Raw genomic sequence first — 21,581 nt, 5'->3', positions numbered from 1 at the left:
AAAAAACCTAAACATATATATGCCTCAACAAAAGTCGAGCATACATACATTTAGGTTTTGCCTGCATGATCAGTCACAATCCTGATTCAATTTTACATCATTGTCCGAGAAAATGAAAGCGGTTTATGAATCCCGGCATAAAATTAGTTTTACGCTTTGAATAAACCGGATTCTTTAACTTCAGACAGGAAGTTGTGGAACTCAGGAATGTTCAGCTGTTGCTGAGCATCGGACAAAGCGACTGCCGGGTTCGGGTGAACTTCCACCATGATACCGTCAGCTCCAGCAGCCAGGGCAGCTTTGGCGCAAGGGGCCAGGATGTCCTTGCGTCCTGTGGAGTGAGTCACGTCCACCAATACAGGCAGATGGCTTTCCTTTTTCAAAATCGGAACAGCGGAAATATCCAGCGTGTTACGCGTCCATTTTTCGTACGTACGGATACCGCGTTCAATCAGCATGACTTGCGTGTTACCACGGGAAACGATGTATTCAGCAGCATGAAGGAACTCTTCCATTGTGGCAGCCAGTCCGCGTTTGAGCAGAACCGGAGTTCTGGTTTCACCCGCAGCTTTGAGCAATTCAAAGTTGTGCATGTTGCGCGCGCCAATTTGGATAATGTCGATGTATTGGATCGCTTCCTCCAAATGTCTTGGATCGACGATTTCACTGATTGTAGCCAGCCCGAACTCGTCGCCTACACGTTTGAGAATTTGCAGTCCTTCCACGCCCAGTCCTTGGAAATCGTACGGAGACGTACGTGGTTTGAACGCGCCACCACGAAGAATCGGCACACCGGCTTCCTTGAGAGCCGCACCTACTTCGCGAGTTTGCTGGTAGCTTTCCACCGAGCAGGGACCTGCGACCATAATGGAAGCTTTGCCGCCCACCAGCGTATCTTTAACCTTGATAACTGTGCTATCCGGTTGATTTTTGCGGCTGACGATCAGATGTTTTTTGTGTTCTTCTTTTTGATAGTTCAAAGAAGCCTTGAAAATATTTTTGAACAGCTGGCGAATCGTAGCATCGTCAAAAGGCCCACGGTTAGCCGCGATCAGCTTGTCCAACATTTGTTGCTCACGTACCGGATCAAAGTCAGGTACCCCTTGAGCTTCCTTCAATTTTCCAAGTTGTCCCGCCAGTTCAGCGCGTTGGGACAGCAACTCCAGCAATTGCAAATTTGTAGCATCGAGCTGTTCACGCAGCAGCTCCAAAGAATTTTCATTTGTAGACATACAGTACACCCTTCCCGAATTTAAATTTGTTTTTACTGCTAGCCCATGGACTTTTTTGCAGAAAATAACACAAAAAGGCACTCGTCGCAAGGGACGAATGCCGTGGTACCACCCTAATTACAGAAGTATACATACGAATCGTCAACGTCGTTCAGTCGACGGCAGTAACTTCTGAGCTTGATGCCCGTAACGGGGGCTTCCGGAAACCTCTACTGCGGACAAAGGAATGAATCCTTCTGTCGGTTCAAGGCTCGACTCGGGAGTGAATTTCAACGCGGGATTGCGGTACGCTCTCAGCAATTCGTACCTTTCTGTGGGAATCCGTTAGACGTTTACTTGTCTCCGTCACTGTCTTTGTTCATGGTATTCAAAAGATTTGACCTTATTTTAAACAAAGTAGGTGCAGAAGGCAAGCCCTGATTATCAGGTTCAGTTTTCGCACCGTTTTGAATCGGTTATAATGTGAACAGCAACGGGCCCCCCTTGCAATCTAAAAGACGTGATGTCCGAGGAGGAATTATGAGCAAAATCAGAGTATCGGCGGTTCAATATCATCTGCATACGATTGACTCATTCGAGCAATTTGCCCTGCAATCGGAACATTATATCAAAACAGCGAAGGAATTTGGTGCGGAATTTGTTCTGTTTCCCGAGTTTTTTACGACCCAGCTTATGTCGATTGGTGATAGTGAAGGCAAAGCTCTGACGATCAACTACCTGCCGGATTTTACGGACCGGTACCTTGAATTATTTACTTCGTTCGCACGTCGAACCGGGATGCATATTATCGGTGGCACTCATGTAGTTAGGAGAAACGAACGTTTATATAATACGGCACATTTGTTTTACCCGGACGGGCGTGTGGCCACTCAGGACAAAATTCACATTACACCGACAGAGGTGCATGAATGGAATATGGCTCCCGGTGAGGGGCTGAATGTGTTTGAGACGTCCAAGGGCACCATAGCGATGCTGACCTGCTATGATATTGAATTTCCCGAAATCGTTCGCATGGCGAAGGCCAAGGGAGCAGATATTATTTTCTGTCCTTCCTGTACGGACGATCGTCACGGATTTTACCGGGTACGATATACAAGCCACGCCAGAGCGGTTGAAAATCAGGTGTATGTCGTTTTAACGGGAACTGTCGGCGCTTTGCCTACGGTTGATTTTATGCGTGCCAATTATGGACAAGCCGCAGTCATTACACCCAATGACATTCCTTTTCCGCCACGCGGCATTATGGTGGAGGGTGAACTGAACAACGATATGATTGTGACAGCAGATCTCGATTTGCAGCTGTTGTACGATGTGCGCGAGCGGGGCTCGGTTACAACCTGGCGTGACCGTAGAACAGATTTATACACAGACTGGAGCTAATGAAAGGAAATAAGCCATGTATCGCAAAGAATGGTTCATCTTTGACGGCGATCGGCCGCTACGGGCGGTGATTCGTAATTATTCTACAGCCGATTATGAGGGATTGCTGCGTATTCAGCAGGAGAGCTTCCCCCCACCTTATCCGCAGGAGCTGTTATGGAGCCGGGAGCAGATTGCTAGCCAGACAGAGCATTTTGCAGATGGAGCGCTGTGTGTGGAAATTGAGGGGGAACTGGCGGGTTCGGTAACCAGCCTACTGATGCATTATAACCCCGAACATCCCCAGCATACATGGGAGGAAGTAGCAGATGACGGTTATATTCGTACGCACTGTGAGGACGGCAAGGCGCTGTATGTGATTGATTTGGCGGTACGTCCTGCTTACCGCAGATTGGGTCTGGGCAAATGGCTGATTTTTTCCTTATATCATCTTGTGATTGAACGGAGACTGGATCGTTTGCTGGGCGCGGGGCGTATGCCTAGTTATCAGCATCATGCCGACCAATTGAGCGCAGAAGCGTATGTGGATGCCGTAGTGTCTGGTGAGCTGAAGGACCCGGTATTAACTTTTCTGCTTCGTTGCGGACGGGTGCCTGTTTGTATCCTGCCGAATTATTTGGATGATGAACAATCGCGTAATTATGCTGCCCTCATGGAATGGCGAAATCCGTTTCATACCCATCACTAATTGTAGAGGAGCGTGTCCTATCCTATGGAATATCATCGCATTACTCATATTAAAGACCCCTTGTTTGCGAGCATGCATCAGCTAATGCAGGAAGTATTTCCACCAGAGGAAGTGCTGGAGTACAGTCTGTGGAAGGAACCGCTGGAAGACCCGGGTATTCGTGTCTTTGTTGCGGTACAGGATGATAAGGTAGTTGGTGCAACAGAGTATCGTTATTATGAGGACTTTAATGTAGCTATGACAGATTTTACGATCATCGGACAACCGGGACTGGGCATTGGACGTTTTCTTTGGACACGACGCCAGAATGACTTGCACGCGCTTGCTCAGGCCAGCGGACAGCAGTTACAGGGGATGTTTGCTGAAATCTATGACCCTTACCGTGGCAACGAGCATCCCTTTGGTGGTGTCAAGCCAATGGACCCGTACGTGCGACGTGAGGTGCTATCTCATCTGGGCTATAAGCGTTTGGATCTGGACTACGTACATCCGTCCTGGAATAACGATGGTGTAGCAGTAGAAGGGCTGAATTTAGGCTTTATGCCTGAGGATGATAGCGTGGAAGAAGTGAGCGCCAAATTGGTGGCAGCTTTTATACGTCGGTACTATACAGTATTGCCGAACAAGCCTGCTGTCTGGAACGAAATGGTAGATGGATTGGAAGCTAAATCGACAGTAGCATTGCTGCCATTGTAAACATATGAAGTACAAAAAGGGTGCACTCAAGCCATGTATCATCTGCGTGGCTTAGGTTGCACCCTTTTTGCATTCCCCTATCTGTTCTTTCATTTTCCCCGAACCCTGGGAACAGGTTTGGGTGATGCGACTCCTCGTGGGTTGTCTTCGTCCGCCAGACTTTGCGAGATATCGTCCGTAATTGTCTTGTCCGCAGTCCTACGTTCGTCTGCTTCCACAGGATTCAAGGTTTTGTAGCGCTTATACTCCATATCGGCCTGAGACATCGGATCTTTATACATAGGAGATCAGTCAACTCCTTTCTGTTATACACTTCATTACCCGCACAGCAGAATGGGTAACCGTTTTCTTTCACCTGATAAAATGAAGTGGTTAATCCAGCATATCGTCGCTGTCCAGTTGCTCTTCTTCGTCCCCATCGGTACCATTCAGCAAATCGGTACCATGCAGGAATTCAGCAGGAGCAGAAGGATCGACAGGACTGTTCGGTGTCAGTTCATCGGCATCTGGAACGTCCTCCAGAGGAGTATCCGGCCCTTCCGTAAGATTCTCCCAGTTGGTTTCTGCATTTTGCAGAGAAGGCTCAAAATCATTGTCATGTAGCTCATTAGCTCGATCATCACGATTGACCATGTTGCTCAGCTCCTTTACTTTTTGTTGCTTATTCCGACCTTACCCAAACAGAAGAACGGCTAAACCTTAAGTTAGTGTGTCTGTAGGAAGTTAAAATCATGCGAATAGGGATATGCCCATTCTCAATTAGCGTTTTTTTGGTAACTGCTGTGATATGATAAAGAAGATAGGGAGGGATATGAATTGGAATGGTACATGTTTGGTCCGATGATTAGTCGTATCCGAGTAGGTCAAAAGGCATCTACCCCGGGATTTTCCCGCACCCTCATTCGGCGCCCGGAAGGCTTATACTGGACAGATGGCGGACAAACGGGAAAAATAGTAGAAATACGCGATTATTTATTTTCCGATATTTGGACGATCTATGAAGATGAAGATTGTGAACCGTGGTTGGGGCTTAGAGAGCAGAAGGAGCGGCGCGAACAGGAAATGATCATTAATCAATATGAAGATTTTACAAAAAATGAGTAAAAAGAACATGATACCCTTCTTATGAAGAAGGTATGCACATCATCGTATAGAATAATATAATTTCAGGACGTAAAAAATGTTAAAACGTATACAAACTTGTAAATCCTACTATGTAACTTTGAGGTGCTTAACATGAGGCATGTGCCCAAAGCTGTCGCCACCCTGCTAGCGGTCATTGTGTTGCTGTTGTCGCTGGGCCACTCCGCCTATGCGGCCAAAATGACCCCGGAAAGGGATTATAAAATACCCTCCTGGGATATGAGATGGGGAGCGGTAGACGAGGATGGCTCTTTAGATGAGGTAAAGGATCGCAGCAAGGTCTGGATGCATATTGAAGATGATACACAACTGCTTAGGCAGCCCGGTAATATAGGCTCCGCCTGGATTCGTATTAAGTTACCTTCGTTAAATGATGAAACGCCAGCGGTACTTTTTGAAAATATTTATGGCAGGCATATTACGCTGTATAAAGATGGGACCAATTTTTACGAATCCTACCGTGGGTACAATTATGAGAATAATCGTATTCTGATTCCGCTGAAGCCGGAAGACAGCGGTAAAACATTATACATATGGACGGAAAGCAGTAAGAATAGACTGGGCATTATCGGCAATGTGATGACCGGTGATTATCGTGATTTATTGGGAACCTTGGTCAGAATGGATGTTTTAGATATTGTACTGGGCAGTACGTTTATCTTTATCGCCCTGGTATTACTGATCTGCTCGTTTTTTCTGTTCCGTCCGAGTATGGCCATGTGGCTGTCCCTAAGTGCGATTGTATTGTCTATTGGTCTGATGATCGTAACGTATTCACCATTCTTGTATACATTCTATCGCGGCTATGGCAAGCTGTACTTACAACTTTTTGATGTGGCACTATTTATTCTGCTACCTTCATTAGCCTACTTTTTTGAGCAAAATATCAATTCGATTATACTGATTCGCAAATTCAGAAAAGTGTTAACCGCCTACTCTTTGTTCTGCTTTACCATGATGATTGTTAATTTAGGAGCACAGGAGCGGTTGAACGATATATATTATTTTTTTAGTGTAGTCATCCTGGGTATATTACTCGTCGCCTTAATGATACTGCTGGTATTTGCTTCGGTTCGCATGGCACTTAAGGGTGATCACGAAGCGATCATTTTATCGACAGGCTTTGCATTTTTTGCAGTCATCTCTATCGGGGAACTGAGCTGGTTCTTCATTCTAGACGGACACTACAATATGTTTTTGTGGAAATGGGGCGTGTTCGGTTTTGTACTGGCGTTGATCGCGATTTTGGGCAGAAGACTGGCAGAAAAGCACAAGCAGGTGGTTCGGTATTCCAGAGAACTGGAGATGTTCAATAATGAGCTTCAACGTTCGGAGAAAATGGAGATTATTAGCGATCTGGCTGCATCTGTAGCTCATGAGGTACGTAATCCGCTTCAGGTTACACGTGGATTTCTTCAGTTGATGAGCAAGCAGGAGGATGGTAAAAACAAAGACTATCTACATATCGCTCTGGAGGAGTTGGATCGAGCTTCCGCGATTATTACTGATTTTCTGACTTTTGCCAAGCCAGAGTTTGACCAAACCAAAACGTTGACCATATTGGACGAATTCAAACATATTGAAGGAATCATCAGTCCAATGGCTAATTTGCAAGGTGGAAAAATTTCACTGGATATTCCCCAGGAAATCAAAGTACGCGGGAATTCCTCCAAGTTCAAGCAGGCGTTCATCAATATTATCAAAAACAGCATTGAAGCGCTGCGAGACCAGGGTCATATTCATATATGGGCTTATGTGGACAACGGAGAAGCTGTCATTCATATTCGGGATAATGGTGAAGGGATGGATGCTCAGACTTTATCCAGACTAGGTGAGCCTTATTTCTCGAATAAGACAAAAGGCACGGGTTTGGGGATGATGGTGACTTTTCGGATTATTGAAACGATGAATGGAAAAATAACTTTTACAAGTGCAAAAGGGGTGGGAACGGAAGCGACCATCCGCTTCCCCGTAGCCGGATAATATCCGGCTTTTTTGCATTCGGAGAAAACGGAGGGAAGCTTGCTGAGCCCACCCACATGAGATTAAGGAATATAGATTAAATAAGCATTAACAACCAATTTACCACATCGAGCGAGGTTTCTGGGATGCAGCGAGTACACCGGAGGGGTCTGGAGGAATTACCAGAAAAAACTGATCAGGCGTTTCCTCTAACGTTTTGATTTGGATATGATCGGGGATCACGACTCCTAACACATCACGAATTGCAGATTTGGGATCTGTCATCAGTTTCTCTCTGAAACTGGCATCCTCCCAAGCTTTTTGAATGACTTGTGTTTGAAGAACTTCAGTAGCCATCAAAAATCACCCTCTCATTCAATTGGTTATATTTACCTAGTCAGTATACCACGAAAGACTCAGAAAAATCTAGCATTATTTCATATTTTTGGAGAGCCAGTAATCAAGTCCGCCTCTTCTCAAATGCGAGCGTCCGCCTTCAATTTCCGCCGCCACTTCGCCCAGCTCCGCTGCGATAGAATGTGCAAAGCTACGTAGGCCGTGGATAGAAGGCTCCAGGGTCTCTAACTGTTGGACTGCTTGATCGGCAATGTTCACATAGCTGGCGAGTGCACCGCGTACATAAATCGCTTCCTGAATCTGTTTGGGTCCCAATCCTTCACAGTAAGCCGTCTTCTGCTCGGCACTGATATGGGACAAAAGACAGTTATAGCTATGTTCGACCAAATCTTCTGACCAATCCGCCCAATCATCCGACATTTGAAGCACGAGTAGCGCCAAGTCCGTCATATCTGTAATGATCTGGATCAGATCGGCACGGCCTGCAAGCAGTAAAGCACCCGTTCCGGCCATTTTTAATGGACTTGCTTTCAGCGCGACCTTATTTCTTTCCCCTTGAAAATAGTCCTCTGTTCCTTCGAATGTCACACTAACGGCCCATTCATCAATATACGTTCGGGCATATGACCAAAAAGGAGAGGTTGCCGGAAAAAGGTCCCGATATACGCTTAGACACTCGGTATAGAATAGCTGGCTTAACGCGAGTTGCGTTTTACGGTTGTCTGCTGCTGTGTCCATCACATCATCTTGAATTAAATAGTGAGCCATGACGAATACGTTGCCAAGTGACAGCTTGCGGCATGTTTCGGGGGGGAGTCCGGTGAGTTCTTGCAGCCAAAATGGAAGCAAATAGCATATGTAATTACGCGTGCTGTCTTCCCTCAACGGATTAAAACGCGCCAGATAGTCCAAACCCTCTTGCTGAAAGGGAGCTGGAAACGTGGACGTCCGTTCCTCCGCTTGACGAAATACTTTTTCCAATTCGTCTTTGTATGCAAAATACCATTCCATCGCTATCACCTGCATCTCTTATGAATATTTTTATAGCGATTTCTAGTTGTTAACCGCCATTATACAACAGATTGCAATTTTCAAGATTTTGTTATTTTTACATTGAGAATGTTGTAAAAAGGATATCGACAAAAATCCCGGCTGGGAAGATCCCGCCGGGATTTTGTTTTTTTAAAATTAGATGATCTCTAAATAGTCAATATAAGCATCCCATGTCCCATCATCGGCTGTTACAACAAGCTCAATCTCTTGATTTCCGGTTCCATGGCTGACATTGTTTAAAGTATAGACCGCAGGACTGCTCCCGCCGAAATAGAAGGTACCCTTCGTTTGTCCACCAATTTTCAAGTCAACTTTGGCCATGTTGGAATTATTTGAAGCACCACGGAGTGAAAAACTATGGGTGCCACTGGTAAAATTCTGTGTGAATTTCACTGAATCATTGTTGGAGTATAAAGCCACTCCGTTGAACGGCGAGCTGATATTTGAAGTGTACTGACCGCCTTTGGTCATATTCTCTGCTTCCACTTTTGTGCCTTTGTTTGGCGGCGTTTCGCCGTTTCCGCCATCAGGCGCTACTGCCCGGCCATTGCTTGGTGAGATCATACCAGAGCAAAGGTTACGGTTTTTGAGGTTCTGTGCAATTTGTGGAATAGCTTGGAGTGTAGTCTGGTACTGATCATGCATCAGGATCACATCGCCGTTTTTAAGTTTGCCCGCAGCAGCTACGATCTGTGCGGTGGAGGCGCCGTTCCAGTCTTGGGAGTCAACGTTCCACAATACTTCGGTAAGACCGTTTTGGGTCTCAATGGATTTGAGGGTTGCGTTGGTCTCGCCATACGGAGGACGGAATAACTTTGGTACCGTGCCAGTAATGGACTGTATCGTTTGCTGCGTGCGTGTAATTTCCGATGACATCTGCGATGTGCTCAGTTGTGTCATATGCGGATGTGACCATGAATGGTTACCGATCCACATGCCTGCTGCTTGCTGGTCACGTACAAGCGAAGGATTATTCTGCACGTTTTGTCCAAGATTAAAGAGCGTCGCGCGTAAACCGTTTTGCTTCAAAGCACTAAGCAGCGCTTTGGTGTTAGAGGGATTGGGACCATCGTCGAAGGTTAACGCTACATAACCGCTCGAGCAATCAGCCGCAAGCGCCTGGTTGCTCGAGATCACCAGCGATCCTGTGAATAAAGACAAGGTGATTGACATAATCGCCGTCCATTTTCCTGCTTTAGCTATAAACAAGGTTGTACCTCCTTAACAATTTTAATAGATAGTAAGGTTAGTTGATCTCCAAATAATCAACATAAGCATCCCATGTTCCGTCATCGGCTGTTACAACGAGCTCGATCTCTTGGTTTCCGGTGCCATGACTGACATTGTTTAGAGTATAGACGGCAGGGTTGCTTCCACCAAAATAGAAGGCCCCCTTTGTTTGTCCACCGATTTTCAAGTCAACTTTGGCCATGTTGGAGTTGTTCGAGGCACCACGTAGTGAAAAACTATGGGTGCCGCTAGTGAAATTTTGCGTATATTTCACCGAATCATTGTTGGAGTATAAAGCCACTCCGTTGAACGGCGAGCTGATATTTGAGGTATGCTGACCGCTTTTGGTCATACTTTCGGCTTCTATTTTCGTACTTGTGCCTGGAGGAGTAGTCGTTCCGCCGTCAGAACTGCCGCCAATCGTAATTGTATTACTAGTTACATTGGCACTCCCACTGCTTTGGTATCCCTCTACAGTAAGTGAAGTTTCATACATCTTGCCCATTTTCATGCCCATGCTTTCCCACTTTTTGAAGTGCTCGCTAACCGATATGGTTCCGCTTGTGCGTTTGGATGTCCGGACACTCCAATACTGTTGAAAAGTTGTTTTGTCTCCTTTAATGGAAGGCTGGTCAACCCGAGTGGTTTCATAAATATCATATGTTCCCCCGTCAACGGTAAAAGTGCCCTTCGATGTTGCACCGGGTGGACGCCAGCTTCCCCAGCTATCGACGATGTAATATTCTACGAGCGGGTTAACTGCCCATCCATAGACGCATAAATACGAATTACCATTTGGCTGGTAGTTGGCACTGTAGTTTACGGAAATGTTTCCAATTTGCTGGTGTGTCTTGGTCTCGTCGAATTTCTTGCCTTTACGGAATAATGCATTTCCAATGTTACTCCACTGGGCACTGAACGCCCCCCCACTATTAAGAGTCATACTTGTGTTCCCGGAATCTTTCCACAACTCATAGTAGTAGTTGTCATGGGTACCGGTTTGGTTTGAGGTGATCGTTGTTGCCGCCTGTGCGTTTACTGCGGGTAAGATAAGCGAAAAACAAATCAAAATTGATAAAAATAACCGTATTCTTTTTTGTTTCATTGGACTTTCCTCCTTGTGTGTAATTGCATGTAGTCTGACTATGATGCAATGCATTCTGTAGTAGCTTGATACAACATTTATTTCCAAAAATTTAATTGTAATCGATTACAAAAAAATTTTATCATATTTTCCTTAATATTTTACCTGAAAAATTTCGAATTATATTGTAGAAAGTTTAGTACTTCATTCTTACTTACCCTACAGGATAAGGTTTCCAAGGAGTGCGTTCAGATCGAAGATTGGGGTATAACCGTGATAGAAATGTTCATGAGCTCGTATTTTCCCGGTCTTGTGACTACTTAACAGGTGAAAATACGAATAAAAATAGCGGAAAGAGAAAATATTAAATTAAAATGGGTGAAAGAAGGGCCTGAATATGAAAAAACAATGGAAATTAATCACTGCTACCCTGTATGTAGGAGTGATGATGTATAGTAGTGCAGGGATGATCGAAGCTGCTGGTATAAAGACAAGCCCCCAGATGCAAGCTCTTACTCCTAGCAACTCTATTCAGGGTGAGGCTGATCCAGGGCGCATGCAGTCACAGGACTGCCATCGACAAGGACATGCTTATAAGCACGGGCATGGCAAACGGCCTGGAGGCTGGGACCATCATCTGAACGAAAAAGTAGCCAAACTATTGGGTATCACTCCTGTTCGCTTAGAAAATGAGTTGGGACAAGGCAAATCGTTGTCCGACATCGCTAAAAGCAAAGGAATTAATGAGGAACAGCTTATAAATAAGCTAAAAAATGAAATGACCGTCGATCTGAAACGGCTCGTCAACCGCAAAGGCCCGATTACATTCGATCGTAAGTCCGGCGCTTCGAATGAAGCTCAATTGAAGCGTTAGCAGGGGATTCCGTGGCACATCTTCCTTATGAATAAGTCGAGGAGTAGATCGTTTGACAACAAAAAAAGGATGGGGGAAACCCATCCTTAAATTGCAACTTCCTTATCGTGTACGATGTCATATTTAGTTACTTTGCCAGTGTATTTGTCTACGTAATAGAATCCATAAGTTGCAATGTGATCAGGGAAATCTTCGTAAGCTCTTAAAGAGTATTTTGTTCCTTCCAAACCTTCAACCATTACATTTAAATTGTATTTAACAGCTTCGTTTTTTATTTTATCAAAAAGAATATTGATCGCTTGATTTTCTGTAATAATATTTTGCTGTTTACCTAAATACAGTTTATTATCAATGAGGCTGATTTGTCTGCCTTCTGCAATTCCAATATCTTTAACAGAGATGTATGTGTTTCCGTTGTAAATCAAGGCATCGGCAGTATTCTTTTTTGTTCCCTCTAAAAACACATCAAACTTTTTCACAACAGCATTTACGCTTGTTCCAGATGCAGCCATTGCGGTTGTACCTGTAATCATCGTACCAATGGTTAAGCCCACTAATAGCCCCTTTAATTTGTCATTCATTTTAATTACCCCTTTATGTATGCTAATTTCCTTATTAATAATATCCCAAATATCACCATGCATAAAGTGATTGTTGTGGGGGAGAGCAGAAGAGTCAACTATCTTTAAAGAGCTTAAAAAAATCAATGGTTTCTTTTAAATCTTCATCATCCGTATAAATGTTCATCACCTTGCCTATTTCAATTGCAAAGTCCACATACTTATTTGGTTTAGCCGTAATGATATTCTTGTGTATCTCCAGACCCGTTGGATGATTCACAGGACTTTTATAGTAGACAACTGCTATCTCCAGTAGTTCAGTGGCAGAACAAATGGTCGCTATCACTTTATTATCATTATTTAGTGTATTGATTAAAGCTAGAAGTTGCTTGTTCGTCTTTAATTGAGTGTTATCTCCACCAGGTATAATTAGGAGTTGAATATCCTCCGCAGACACTTCATCAATGGCCATCGAAGGCGTAACTTTAAAATCCTCATAGGAAATTACAGGGTCTTTGGTTACCCCAATCGTAACAATGTCCCCTTTGGTTTTCATAAAATAGGTTGCTAACATAATCTCAAAACTCACATAACCATCATAAATTAGAACATGTGATTTCATTTATTCACCACTCCAACATTTAATTTTGTAGCTTTGTATTCGTTAGACGTGCCTTCAGGAAGTTTACATATAGTCAGAATATATCACCTTGATAGGTTTAATTCCATAATTTACAGCAAATAATGGGTTGGAAGTTTAAATAACCAGTCGCACGAAATCAACCAGCGACTGGTTATTTAGCTTTGCTAGAATATGAGTCGTGCGGTACCTATAATAGCTTTTTAAGCTGGGAAATACGGCCTTGGGATACGCCAAGCCATTCAGCATATTCACCTTGCTTGGCTGCTGGATGCTCACGCATAAGTCTTCTTAGCTTTTCAACCAAATGTTGTGAAGGCGACCGATGTGCTCGTTTTTCTTTGTATGGTTCCTTAACAACAGGAACAGGTAATTGACTCACACCTATATTTCCCTTCAGATCGTTTATGCATTTTTTACACAAAAATGAATCCCTGAAATAGCTTAAATCATGAACCGAATAACATAAGTGACAGCAGACTCCAATATACTTCCGCATACTCAATAATCCTGTTTCAACATCTAAATAAAATTCTAAAGACTCACCAGCTTGAATACCCATAGAGGTTCGCAACTCCTTAGGGATAACAATCCGGCCTAACGTATCCAAGGGACGTGTCATACCTGTATTTTTCAAATGATCCTCTCCTTCCATTGTCCAACATCCAATGATCTCCTAATAAAAATATAAAAATCAATAAAGTAAAAGCATTTATGTTTGTTCCAAAAGATGGTATTATCGTGAAGGAAAATCTATAATTATACTATTAGTTTCCAAACTATATTGTTTATTGAAATTGAAATTCTATGAAAATGCTGAAAGGGTGGTTTATCCATGGAAATCACACCTACGATACAGGCAGAAATTCAAACCTATTTGAAACGAAAAGGCTTAACGATGACCAAGTTTGGTCACACGATTGATTTGAATGTAGGTACAGTTAGTAGCATTGTGACCGGTAACCGATCTATTTCTGTTCACCAACTGGATAGTATTACTGCGGGAATGAATTTACCACCGGATTATTTTTACGAGCGTTATATTGAAGAATGTATTGAAGAATCTCCGCTCAACTGGAAAAAAATCAGCCCTTTCCTATACCGCTGCATTGAGCTAGGACGACTGGACTGCTTGCAGCGAGTGGTAATTCTGTTATTGGATAACCCTAATTATCCGCCATCACTCTTTGAAGTTGCCGAAAATGTATACAAAGACGGTTATAATGAAGCAGCGGCTTACCTTTACAAAAAGGTGGCTGAAAGTGAGAAGCAGCAGCATTCAGAGCGATTGGCGATCTGCCAGTATCGTTTGTTCCAAATCAATATTGGACAAGATAGAGCTGTAAATCTTCAGGCTGCCATTGAATTTGCCCCTTTTGTTGATCGTTTAGACGAGATAGAGCAATTAGATGCATTAAAAGATTTAGCGAACGTGTATAGGTCACTAAGTATGTGGGACAAGGTGTATGAATTTTCATCTCAAATGGGTCAATTAGGACAGATCCAATATAATTTGGTTTATAACTCCAAGCGAAAAGGAACAGAGCCGCAAAAAAAGCCAATTAGACCGTTTTTTACTTACATAGCCTATTCTGGACTAATGTGTGCTAGTGCTTGCGATGCAAAAGGAGATCATGAACAAGCATTAGAACACATTCATTGTTATGCGGATCTAAGTTGGGTGAAGGAAAAAGATTCCGAGTCCCTTTATTGGAAGAAGCAGTATCTGCAATGGGCGAAAATTAATACGTACGTCAATAGACTTATGTCCGGGGACATCAGTGTTCTGCCGGATTACGTAGAACATATGGCTGCCGAAAAAGAGATTTTTGCCGAGCTACTGAACGTCCTTGAAGTAGCTAATCGATATAATGTAGATGTAGATCATATCCTCCGGCGCTTTGAGTCCCAAATTGCAGCGTATCAGGAACCATCATCTTCTGATACGTATACTCAACAAGTTTTACCGGAAGAATACGTACGCTTCTGGTACAAAATGGCCAAGTACAGCCTAAATAAAGGCAGATATCTATATGGTTTCAAATGTTTAATAAACGCGTTTGAAAAAGCTGTTACAATTAACCATGTACTACTTATTGCCAATTGTTTTGGATTATTTTATCATTTCAAAGCACATGCGGCTCCTAAAACACAGGCTCGGTTCCAAACTATTTATGAGGAGGTGTGGGAGAAAAATGATCAAAAGGATGGCTTTCTTCTTAGCGGTAACTAGCTTTTTACTGGTATTCACAGTACCAGCTCAAACTGCAAATCTAAGCCATGACACAATCCAAACACAAGGACACGTTGGTGGAATGTGATCCAAGTAATGATCATCTTCATATTCTTTACCCTGGACCAGCTTATCGCTGGTCTCTTTTTGTATTATTTTGTAATTTTTTGGTTCAAAAAAGATTATGACGTATTTGTACATCCCTCCTTAAAATAAAATTCATTAGGAGGTATGCAGGATGAACAGGTATGAAACGGTGCCGTTAATTCAACAGATGGAACACGCCAGACAACAATTGCATGATCTTTACGAAGAGTATGGCTTCGGACATGCTTGTGTACTTGAGCAGTCTATGCTTTTGGATGAACTGATTAATCAGTACAACCGTATGTTTCAGACCAAGAAGCTGCCTCACTATGTTTAGAGCTAGATCATTAACAACGACGATGTTATGTTCGGTTCATTCCCCCTTCTTTTTATGCAAAACTATGACTTCTTCCGCGTAATGTTTATTATTATTCTATATAATGACTTATTTTAAAATAAAATACATATTCATGTCATAAAATGTTAATCATTTTTTTGAGGGGACGGCATACTAAGGCAACAAAAAAAGCAGAGCTCAATAAGTGAGCCCTGCCAAAGTCCATTGGAATTATAACCCCATGCTGAAACACAGACACAGATTAGCCAAGCTCCTGCGTGCTTTTGGAAGCACGTTTGGAGGAAAGGAACTGGAAGCGAAACGAGTGCCACTTCAACCGCTGTCTGCCTTTGGAACCAACAATCCAGTTGCCTCCAGGCAGATGGGCAAAGAGCCAGCTGATGCCCAGAGAAACACTTGCCACGACGATAAACGTAATGAGCGTAGCTGTAAAATGATGATCGCCCAGTGCAAGCGGGCGGGTGTAGTAGGATATGAAGGCCAGTACGAGCGCATGGGCCAGATATCCTCCAAAAGAATAACGTCCGATCCAGTTCAGCATACGGCGAAACGGCTCGGATCGCGTATCTTTTTGCAAATGGAGCAGCAGTCCGTACAATAAAAGCAACTGCGACACGATTAGAACAAAGGTGCTTGGCTTCAAATAGGTGGAAATATTAAGATTGATCGTATCGCCCGACTGGATCAGCATCGTGTGACCCATGAGCATGAACAAACCAATAAAGACAAATACATTCCACGGCAACGTCTGTTTGGCCAGTCCACGCCAGGTGTCTGTCATGTAAGCACATACTGCGCCCAGCATAAAATAGAAAAAGTACATGACAAAGTTGTAGGTGCGATAATCCAGCAGAGTCTGCCAAAAGGACGGCAACCCAGTGCTCCATGCAGACATGTCATAGTAGGACCATTGTAACAGCAAAGCATAAACCGCAGCGGAAATCAGCATAATAGCCAAAACAAGCTGTTTGCGTCTTTTCGTGCTGTAACGACGTAGAAACGCTTGAACCTGCCCGGCTGCTTTTGAAAATAGAGGAAACAAAATATAAAACTGAAAGATCATCACTACAAACCATAGATGATATCCGCTGACGGGGATGATCATTTCCTCGAACATACCTTTGTAAAAATAAATATTTCCCCACTGCGCCGTTGACCAGTTCTGAGTACATACCCAATAAATAACAGTCCAGCAAAGGAAAGGAACATAAATATCTCGAAACCGCCTGCCAATATAGCGAGGATAACCAATCGGTTTGTTGCCATTATAAAAAAGTAGCGCCGCAGACAGGAAAACGAACGTCGGTGTGCCAAAACGTGTCAAATGATACAGCATCGCGAGCATAACAGAATCTGGCTGTTGGATGTCGCTGCGATAAATATATTCGCCAATGCAATGCTGAAGCACGACAGCGAGGTAGGCAAGGCCCCGTAGTTCTGTCCACTCCGCGATACGCGGCTTGCTCATCCATATCACTCCTTTTCCTCAAGATACGCACATGTTTTCCCTAGCACAATTGTAGGTATTGTAACGTAGAAACATTAGTGCAGGATTAACGCCACCTGAAAGTAAGAAGAGTGAAGTAGTTCCAATTTGATATGATTGCGTTTACAATCTAAGTAAAACCAGAATAAATTAAAGTGAATTTATAACTTAAGGATACACACAGGAAGAGGAGAGGAAGGATGAAAAAAACGCTGCTGGTATATATGCTGTTGATTGCGGCCTTTGCTCTCTATGTGTTCAGGTATGAACAATCTGGCCCGTTGAATGGCACTTGGGAGGATAAGGGGCTACGAGGCAGCATTGGAGAAACCTATATGATGATTACCTTCCAGTCTGGTTTGGAGTATTGGAAAAGCGGGCTCAAGGGCTTCGAGGATGCTGGGGATGCGCTGGGGGTGACTGTGGAGTATCGGGGAGCTACCCGTTATGATGCGCAGGAGCAGACGACCGTTATTGAGCAGGCGATTGCTCGTAAGCCCGCAGGGATTGCCATATCAGCGATTGATCCTCACTCCCTGATTCCGGTGATTAATAAGGCGCTGGATGCGGGCATTCCTGTAGTACTGTTTGATGCCGGAGCGCCGGGGAGTCGTGCGTATTCCTTTTTGGGCACGGATAATTATAAGGCGGGCGTGACCGCTGCGGATAAGATGGCAGAGCTGTTGGGACGAGAAGGTCAAGTCGCTGTTCTGACACTGCCTGGACAGCAAAATCATGAAGAACGCTCGCGTGGATTTCGCGATACCATTCAGCGGCAGTATCCTGCGATGAAGGTGGTGGAAGTCGCAGATGGCCGCGCAGACGCGATGGTATCCCGGGACGAGTCGCAAAGGCTGATGAAAGCTTATCCGAAACTGGCGGGCATTTTTGTGACCGATGCAACGGGAGGAACAGGTGTGGGTGAAGCGGTACTGAGTCAAAAAAACAGCCATCCGCTGAAAATCATTTCTTTTGATACAAATAAAGCGACACTGGATATGATTCGTGGTGGGACGATCTCGGCAACGATTGCCCAGGGAACATGGAATATGGGCTATTGGTCGCTTCAATATCTGTTCCATCTGCATCATCATTTAACGATTCCTGCACCTTCTTCCTCTGGCGACAACACTCCGCTGCCCGTGCGGGTAGATACTGGGATTTCCGTGGTCACCCGGGCGAATGTAGATGATTATTATGCGAAATAAATTTTGGAAGCGTATCCACTTAAGGGTGCACCAAACGATGCCTCGCTTACGCTTGCGCAATATGCCTTTACGCTATCAGCTCATGCTGCTGTTCCTGTTGTTTGGCATTGTGCCTTCGCTGGGATTAGGTCTGCTGGTCAATTGGACGGTGGAACGGATTATTGAGCGGCAGGTGGAAGACCATACGATGCAATTGATTGGCAAGGTAAACGAAGCACTGGACACCAAAATGGAAAATTTGCAAAACATGACGTATCTGATTGCTTTTAACCCCGATATCGGGGAGTTCTGGAAAGGGCGGACGCTGGCAGACGGCCACGCGGGTCATGCGAGTATAGTAACGCCGGAAAACCAGGGGGAGCGGACACAGAACTCGGTGCAAAATCAGGCTCTCAGCTCCAAGCAGGCATTAAGTTCTGTACAGGAGCAGGATACGCTATATGAAATGAAGCAATTTTTGCAGGGATATACTACGTTATATCCTGAGATTGCAGGGATTCTGATCGTAAACGAAAAAGGCGACTATATCAGCAATGAAATGTATGCTCGAAGCACGCGTAGCCTGACGGAAGAAGGCTGGTACCAACAGGCGGCGCAGCATGCAGGCATATTCACTGTGCTAGGACAGCCGAGCCACCGTAATGTGACTACTCATGTCCGGTACAAGGACAGCGAAATTGTCTCCGTCGTTCGTTCGGTTACGGATCCGGAAACCGGACACGTGTTAGGCGTGATTATGATTGACCTCAAGCTACGGGCTGTGTCGCAGGCTGCCAGAGATGTAACCCTGGGCAAAAGCGGGTATTTAATGGTGACAGACGCTGAGGGGCGCAGCGTGTACAGGCCGGATATGCCTTTGATTGAGCGCATTCCGTCGCAATGGTTCGGGGCAGGTGACAGCGGGATGTTTACCCGTGAAGCTGGGGGCAGAGAATTGCTGTTCATGTTCAGGGCTTCCGAATTCACGGGCTGGAGAACAGTGGGGGTATTCCCGGCACGCGAATCTACACTGGAAGTTCGGCAAATTAAGTTCTATGTCGTCTGTTTTGTTTTTATTGTATGTCTATTTGGCTTAACGGCATCCTTGCGATTGTCGAGTTCCATTGCGCAGCCGATTTTCCGGCTGATGTCCTATATGCGGGCAGCAGAGACAGGAGATCTTACAGTTCGCCAATGGAGTGACCGTGGGGATGAAGTTGGGATGCTGGGGCGGAGTTTTAACCGGATGCTGGAGCAAATTCGCCGTCTCATGTCACTTAGCGAACTGAGGGAACGGCAAAAACGGGATGCCGAGCTGCGTAGCCTTCAGGAGCATATTAAGCCGCATTTTCTATACAATACGCTAGATACCATTCACTGGATGGCTCGAAAAAATGGAGCAGACGACGTGTCCGACATGGTGGGGGCGCTATCGAGATTGTTCCGTCTCGGGCTGAGCAAGGGGGATGACTTTATTCCGCTGCGCTCCGAGATTGAGCACATATCGAGCTATATGCAAATCCAGCAAACCCGCTATCGTGACCGACTTCGCTGGGAATTGAATGTACCCGACGAGCTAAAGGATCTGTTCGTGTTGAAGTTAATGCTTCAGCCTGTAGTGGAAAATGCGATTTATCACGGCATCAAGGCCAGACGAGGCCCAGGCACGATTTGGGTAGAAGCTAAAGCTGAGGGCGACAAGCTGCTGCTGACGGTACGTGACGATGGAGCAGGGATGACGGCAGACCGTCTGCGTGAACTGCGTGACTGGCTGGAAAACCCCCTGAAGGCGATGGAAGGAAAGCAGAAGCAAAAGGGAGTTAGTACCCATGGCAGAAGCTATGGCATGCTGAATGTACAAGCGCGTATCCGGCTGTCTTTTGGTGAGGAATATGGAATTGTACTGGAGAGCACAGAAGGGACAGGTACCTGCGTGACGATCACTCATCCGTTGCTGCTGGATATGGCACAACTGAAGAAGCCTTATGAAAAAGGAGAGGGTCAGGATGACGAAATCAAAGGCCACAGACAACTCGACAACGGATAGTCTGATTGACCAGGCCATAACGGAAGTGACCATAGGGACGGCAAAACGTTATCAAGTATTGATCGCAGATGATGAGCCGATCATCCGAGAGGGGATACGAGATTGCATAGACTGGGCGGCTCTGGGCATGGAGGTGGCAGCAGAGGCGGAGGACGGAGAAGAAGCGCTGGAGCTGGTGGGTCAGCTTCATATCGACATCGTGCTGGTCGATATGAATATGCCGTTCATGGACGGCATTGAACTGATTCGGCGGCTGCGGGAAGAACGTCCGGAGTGCCGCTGTCTGATCATTTCTGGGCATGATGAGTTTGCTTATGCGCAGGAGGCTGTCCGACTTGGCGTAGAGGATTATATTTTGAAGCCGGTAGATGCGGATCAGCTTCATGCTGCGTTGTTGCGGCTTCGTCAGCGAATGGACGAAGAGTACAAGCGTGCTGCCTATGTAGAACAAGCCGCCGGACAGATTGAACGGAATATTCCGCTGCTGCGCCAGCGGTTTTGCCTGGAATGGCTGGAAGGGCAACACACGGGAAAAGACGTCATGGAGCAGTTGGCGTTTTTACGGCTTCCATCGCGGCCGCCTGCTCAGATCGGTGTCGTACGGTGGCCTGCGGCAGAGGCCCGGCAGACGATTATGCGCGAGAATGACCGCCAGCTATTTCTTTTTGCCGCTGAAAATATTATTGGCGAACTGCTGGAGGACTGCCCGCATGTGTTGTTCCGCGATGCGAACGGACTGATCGGCATATGCCTATGGCAGGAGGCACCCGAGACGATAGGCGCTTCCATGGAGCAGGCGATTGGACGCTACCTGAATATAGCGGTTCATACGCATGTGGAGTCCAACGCGGGTGGACTGGAAGGCGCAATTGACGCGTACCGGGTGAGTCGGGATCGAGTGTATGGCGAATCGCAGCTGTCTCCCATTGTACGCCGGGCCCGGCAGCTTATTCAGGAAGGTTACGCCGATCGGGAGCTGACGTTGGAAGCCCTTGCTTCGCGGCTACAAGTATCCGCCGTATATCTCAGCCGTGTGCTCAAAAAGGAGCTCAACGACAGCTTCGTGACCCTCGTCACGCGTGCCCGTATCCGTAAAGCGGTGCAACTGCTGGATTCCACGACGTTGTCTATCTATGATATAGCAGAACGTACGGGTTACGACAGTCAGCACTATTTTAGCACCGCTTTTAAAAAGACTATGGGCGTGTCCCCTGTGCAGTACCGTAAAGGCGGTGGAATTCAAGAAAACACGGTGGAGTAGGAATTGGCACGGGGGATGAGTCC

22 protein-coding genes and 1 other annotated feature are annotated in these 21,581 nt (G+C 45.3%); of the genes, 11 read left to right on the top strand and 11 right to left on the bottom strand.

The features are described 5' to 3' along the window. Positions 1–149: 149 nt before the first annotated feature. Positions 150–1,232, bottom strand: coding sequence for a bifunctional 3-deoxy-7-phosphoheptulonate synthase/chorismate mutase (locus NSS66_RS05860; RefSeq protein WP_013309063.1), 1,083 nt, complete (start codon positions 1,230–1,232; stop codon positions 150–152). 86 nt (positions 1,233–1,318) lie between these two features. Continuing rightward, positions 1,319–1,590: a binding site (T-box leader), on the bottom strand. Between the two features lie 161 nt (positions 1,591–1,751). On the opposite strand from NSS66_RS05860, the gene NSS66_RS05855 reads away from it, so the two are divergent. Genes NSS66_RS05855 through NSS66_RS05845 form a run of 3 tightly spaced genes read left to right on the top strand, consistent with a single transcriptional unit; the run spans position 1,752 to position 3,996 of the window. Beyond that, on the top strand, positions 1,752–2,612 hold the full coding sequence (locus NSS66_RS05855; RefSeq protein ID WP_338533316.1) for a carbon-nitrogen hydrolase family protein: 861 nt from the start codon (positions 1,752–1,754) through the stop codon (positions 2,610–2,612). A gap of 16 nt (positions 2,613–2,628) precedes the next feature. Then, positions 2,629–3,300, top strand: coding sequence for a GNAT family N-acetyltransferase (locus NSS66_RS05850; RefSeq protein WP_023987324.1), 672 nt, complete (start codon positions 2,629–2,631; stop codon positions 3,298–3,300). A gap of 24 nt (positions 3,301–3,324) precedes the next feature. Beyond that, a complete protein-coding gene (locus tag NSS66_RS05845; RefSeq protein ID WP_338533317.1) occupies positions 3,325–3,996 on the top strand; it encodes a GNAT family N-acetyltransferase in 672 nt (223 codons plus the stop codon). Positions 3,997–4,085: 89 nt separating this feature from the next. On the opposite strand, the gene NSS66_RS05840 is transcribed toward NSS66_RS05845, so the two are convergent. After that, positions 4,086–4,277, bottom strand: coding sequence for a hypothetical protein (locus NSS66_RS05840; protein WP_338533318.1), 192 nt, complete (start codon positions 4,275–4,277; stop codon positions 4,086–4,088). 91 nt (positions 4,278–4,368) lie between these two features. Beyond that, positions 4,369–4,629, bottom strand: coding sequence for a hypothetical protein (locus NSS66_RS05835; protein WP_338533319.1), 261 nt, complete (start codon positions 4,627–4,629; stop codon positions 4,369–4,371). A 183-nt stretch (positions 4,630–4,812) separates the two neighbouring features. Between NSS66_RS05835 and NSS66_RS05830 the strand changes: the two genes are divergently transcribed. Further along, a complete protein-coding gene (locus NSS66_RS05830) occupies positions 4,813–5,100 on the top strand; it encodes a hypothetical protein (protein ID WP_338533320.1) in 288 nt (95 codons plus the stop codon). A 132-nt stretch (positions 5,101–5,232) separates the two neighbouring features. Next, positions 5,233–7,122, top strand: coding sequence for a sensor histidine kinase (locus NSS66_RS05825; RefSeq protein WP_028543185.1), 1,890 nt, complete (start codon positions 5,233–5,235; stop codon positions 7,120–7,122). Between the two features lie 99 nt (positions 7,123–7,221). On the opposite strand, the gene NSS66_RS05820 is transcribed toward NSS66_RS05825, so the two are convergent. The 4 genes from NSS66_RS05820 to NSS66_RS05805 form a co-directional block, all read right to left on the bottom strand. Further along, positions 7,222–7,458, bottom strand: coding sequence for an NHLP leader peptide family RiPP precursor (locus NSS66_RS05820; protein WP_013309068.1), 237 nt, complete (start codon positions 7,456–7,458; stop codon positions 7,222–7,224). Between the two features lie 75 nt (positions 7,459–7,533). Beyond that, the gene (locus tag NSS66_RS05815) at positions 7,534–8,469 is read right to left on the bottom strand and encodes a hypothetical protein (RefSeq protein ID WP_338533321.1); all 936 of its coding nucleotides are present in this window, start codon (positions 8,467–8,469) and stop codon (positions 7,534–7,536) included. Between the two features lie 177 nt (positions 8,470–8,646). Next, on the bottom strand, positions 8,647–9,720 hold the full coding sequence (locus NSS66_RS05810; protein WP_053324787.1) for a polysaccharide deacetylase family protein: 1,074 nt from the start codon (positions 9,718–9,720) through the stop codon (positions 8,647–8,649). Between the two features lie 37 nt (positions 9,721–9,757). Further along, entirely contained in the window at positions 9,758–10,846 is a 1,089-nt protein-coding gene (locus NSS66_RS05805; protein ID WP_076157754.1) for a glycoside hydrolase family 11 protein, read from the bottom strand. Positions 10,847–11,222: 376 nt separating this feature from the next. Here NSS66_RS05805 and NSS66_RS05800 point away from each other — a divergent pair, with 376 nt between their 5' ends. Beyond that, positions 11,223–11,699 carry a hypothetical protein gene (locus NSS66_RS05800; RefSeq protein ID WP_338533322.1) on the top strand — a complete coding sequence of 159 codons (477 nt, stop codon included), beginning with the start codon at positions 11,223–11,225 and terminating at the stop codon, positions 11,697–11,699. An 86-nt stretch (positions 11,700–11,785) separates the two neighbouring features. On the opposite strand, the gene NSS66_RS05795 is transcribed toward NSS66_RS05800, so the two are convergent. The 3 genes from NSS66_RS05795 to NSS66_RS05785 form a co-directional block, all read right to left on the bottom strand. After that, on the bottom strand, positions 11,786–12,280 hold the full coding sequence (locus tag NSS66_RS05795; RefSeq protein ID WP_053324789.1) for a hypothetical protein: 495 nt from the start codon (positions 12,278–12,280) through the stop codon (positions 11,786–11,788). 94 nt (positions 12,281–12,374) lie between these two features. Next, positions 12,375–12,881 carry a DJ-1/PfpI family protein gene (locus NSS66_RS05790; RefSeq protein WP_338533323.1) on the bottom strand — a complete coding sequence of 169 codons (507 nt, stop codon included), beginning with the start codon at positions 12,879–12,881 and terminating at the stop codon, positions 12,375–12,377. Positions 12,882–13,089: 208 nt separating this feature from the next. Further along, entirely contained in the window at positions 13,090–13,536 is a 447-nt protein-coding gene (locus NSS66_RS05785) for an AbrB/MazE/SpoVT family DNA-binding domain-containing protein (RefSeq protein ID WP_338533324.1), read from the bottom strand. A gap of 198 nt (positions 13,537–13,734) precedes the next feature. Here NSS66_RS05785 and NSS66_RS05780 point away from each other — a divergent pair, with 198 nt between their 5' ends. Further along, positions 13,735–15,132: a helix-turn-helix domain-containing protein gene (locus NSS66_RS05780; protein ID WP_339201576.1), complete on the top strand. Its 1,398-nt coding sequence runs from the start codon at positions 13,735–13,737 to the stop codon at positions 15,130–15,132. Positions 15,133–15,370: 238 nt separating this feature from the next. Beyond that, complete coding sequence (locus NSS66_RS05775) at positions 15,371–15,556, top strand: aspartyl-phosphate phosphatase Spo0E family protein (protein ID WP_076157770.1); 186 nt, start codon at positions 15,371–15,373, stop codon at positions 15,554–15,556. Between the two features lie 262 nt (positions 15,557–15,818). Here the strand turns inward: NSS66_RS05775 and NSS66_RS05770 are convergent, their stop codons facing one another. Then, on the bottom strand, positions 15,819–17,045 hold the full coding sequence (locus NSS66_RS05770; RefSeq protein ID WP_076157774.1) for an acyltransferase: 1,227 nt from the start codon (positions 17,043–17,045) through the stop codon (positions 15,819–15,821). Between the two features lie 218 nt (positions 17,046–17,263). Between NSS66_RS05770 and NSS66_RS05765 the strand changes: the two genes are divergently transcribed. The 3 genes from NSS66_RS05765 to NSS66_RS05755 are packed head-to-tail and all read left to right on the top strand — an operon-like array spanning position 17,264 to position 21,558. Beyond that, positions 17,264–18,271 carry a substrate-binding domain-containing protein gene (locus tag NSS66_RS05765; RefSeq protein ID WP_075153854.1) on the top strand — a complete coding sequence of 336 codons (1,008 nt, stop codon included), beginning with the start codon at positions 17,264–17,266 and terminating at the stop codon, positions 18,269–18,271. Positions 18,272–18,308: 37 nt separating this feature from the next. Further along, positions 18,309–20,297: a cache domain-containing sensor histidine kinase gene (locus NSS66_RS05760; protein WP_340958562.1), complete on the top strand. Its 1,989-nt coding sequence runs from the start codon at positions 18,309–18,311 to the stop codon at positions 20,295–20,297. Further along, positions 20,257–21,558, top strand: coding sequence for a response regulator (locus tag NSS66_RS05755; RefSeq protein ID WP_340958561.1), 1,302 nt, complete (start codon positions 20,257–20,259; stop codon positions 21,556–21,558). The genes NSS66_RS05760 and NSS66_RS05755 overlap by 41 nt, the downstream gene beginning before the upstream one ends. Positions 21,559–21,581: the final 23 nt, after the last annotated feature.

The sequence above is a fragment of the Paenibacillus sp. FSL R10-2748 genome, from assembly GCF_038005565.1.
GTDB classification, from domain to species: Bacteria; Bacillota; Bacilli; order Paenibacillales; family Paenibacillaceae; genus Paenibacillus; species Paenibacillus polymyxa_B.
Note: the sequence above shows the minus strand (reverse complement) of the source record. Positions and strands in the feature narration are given on the sequence as shown.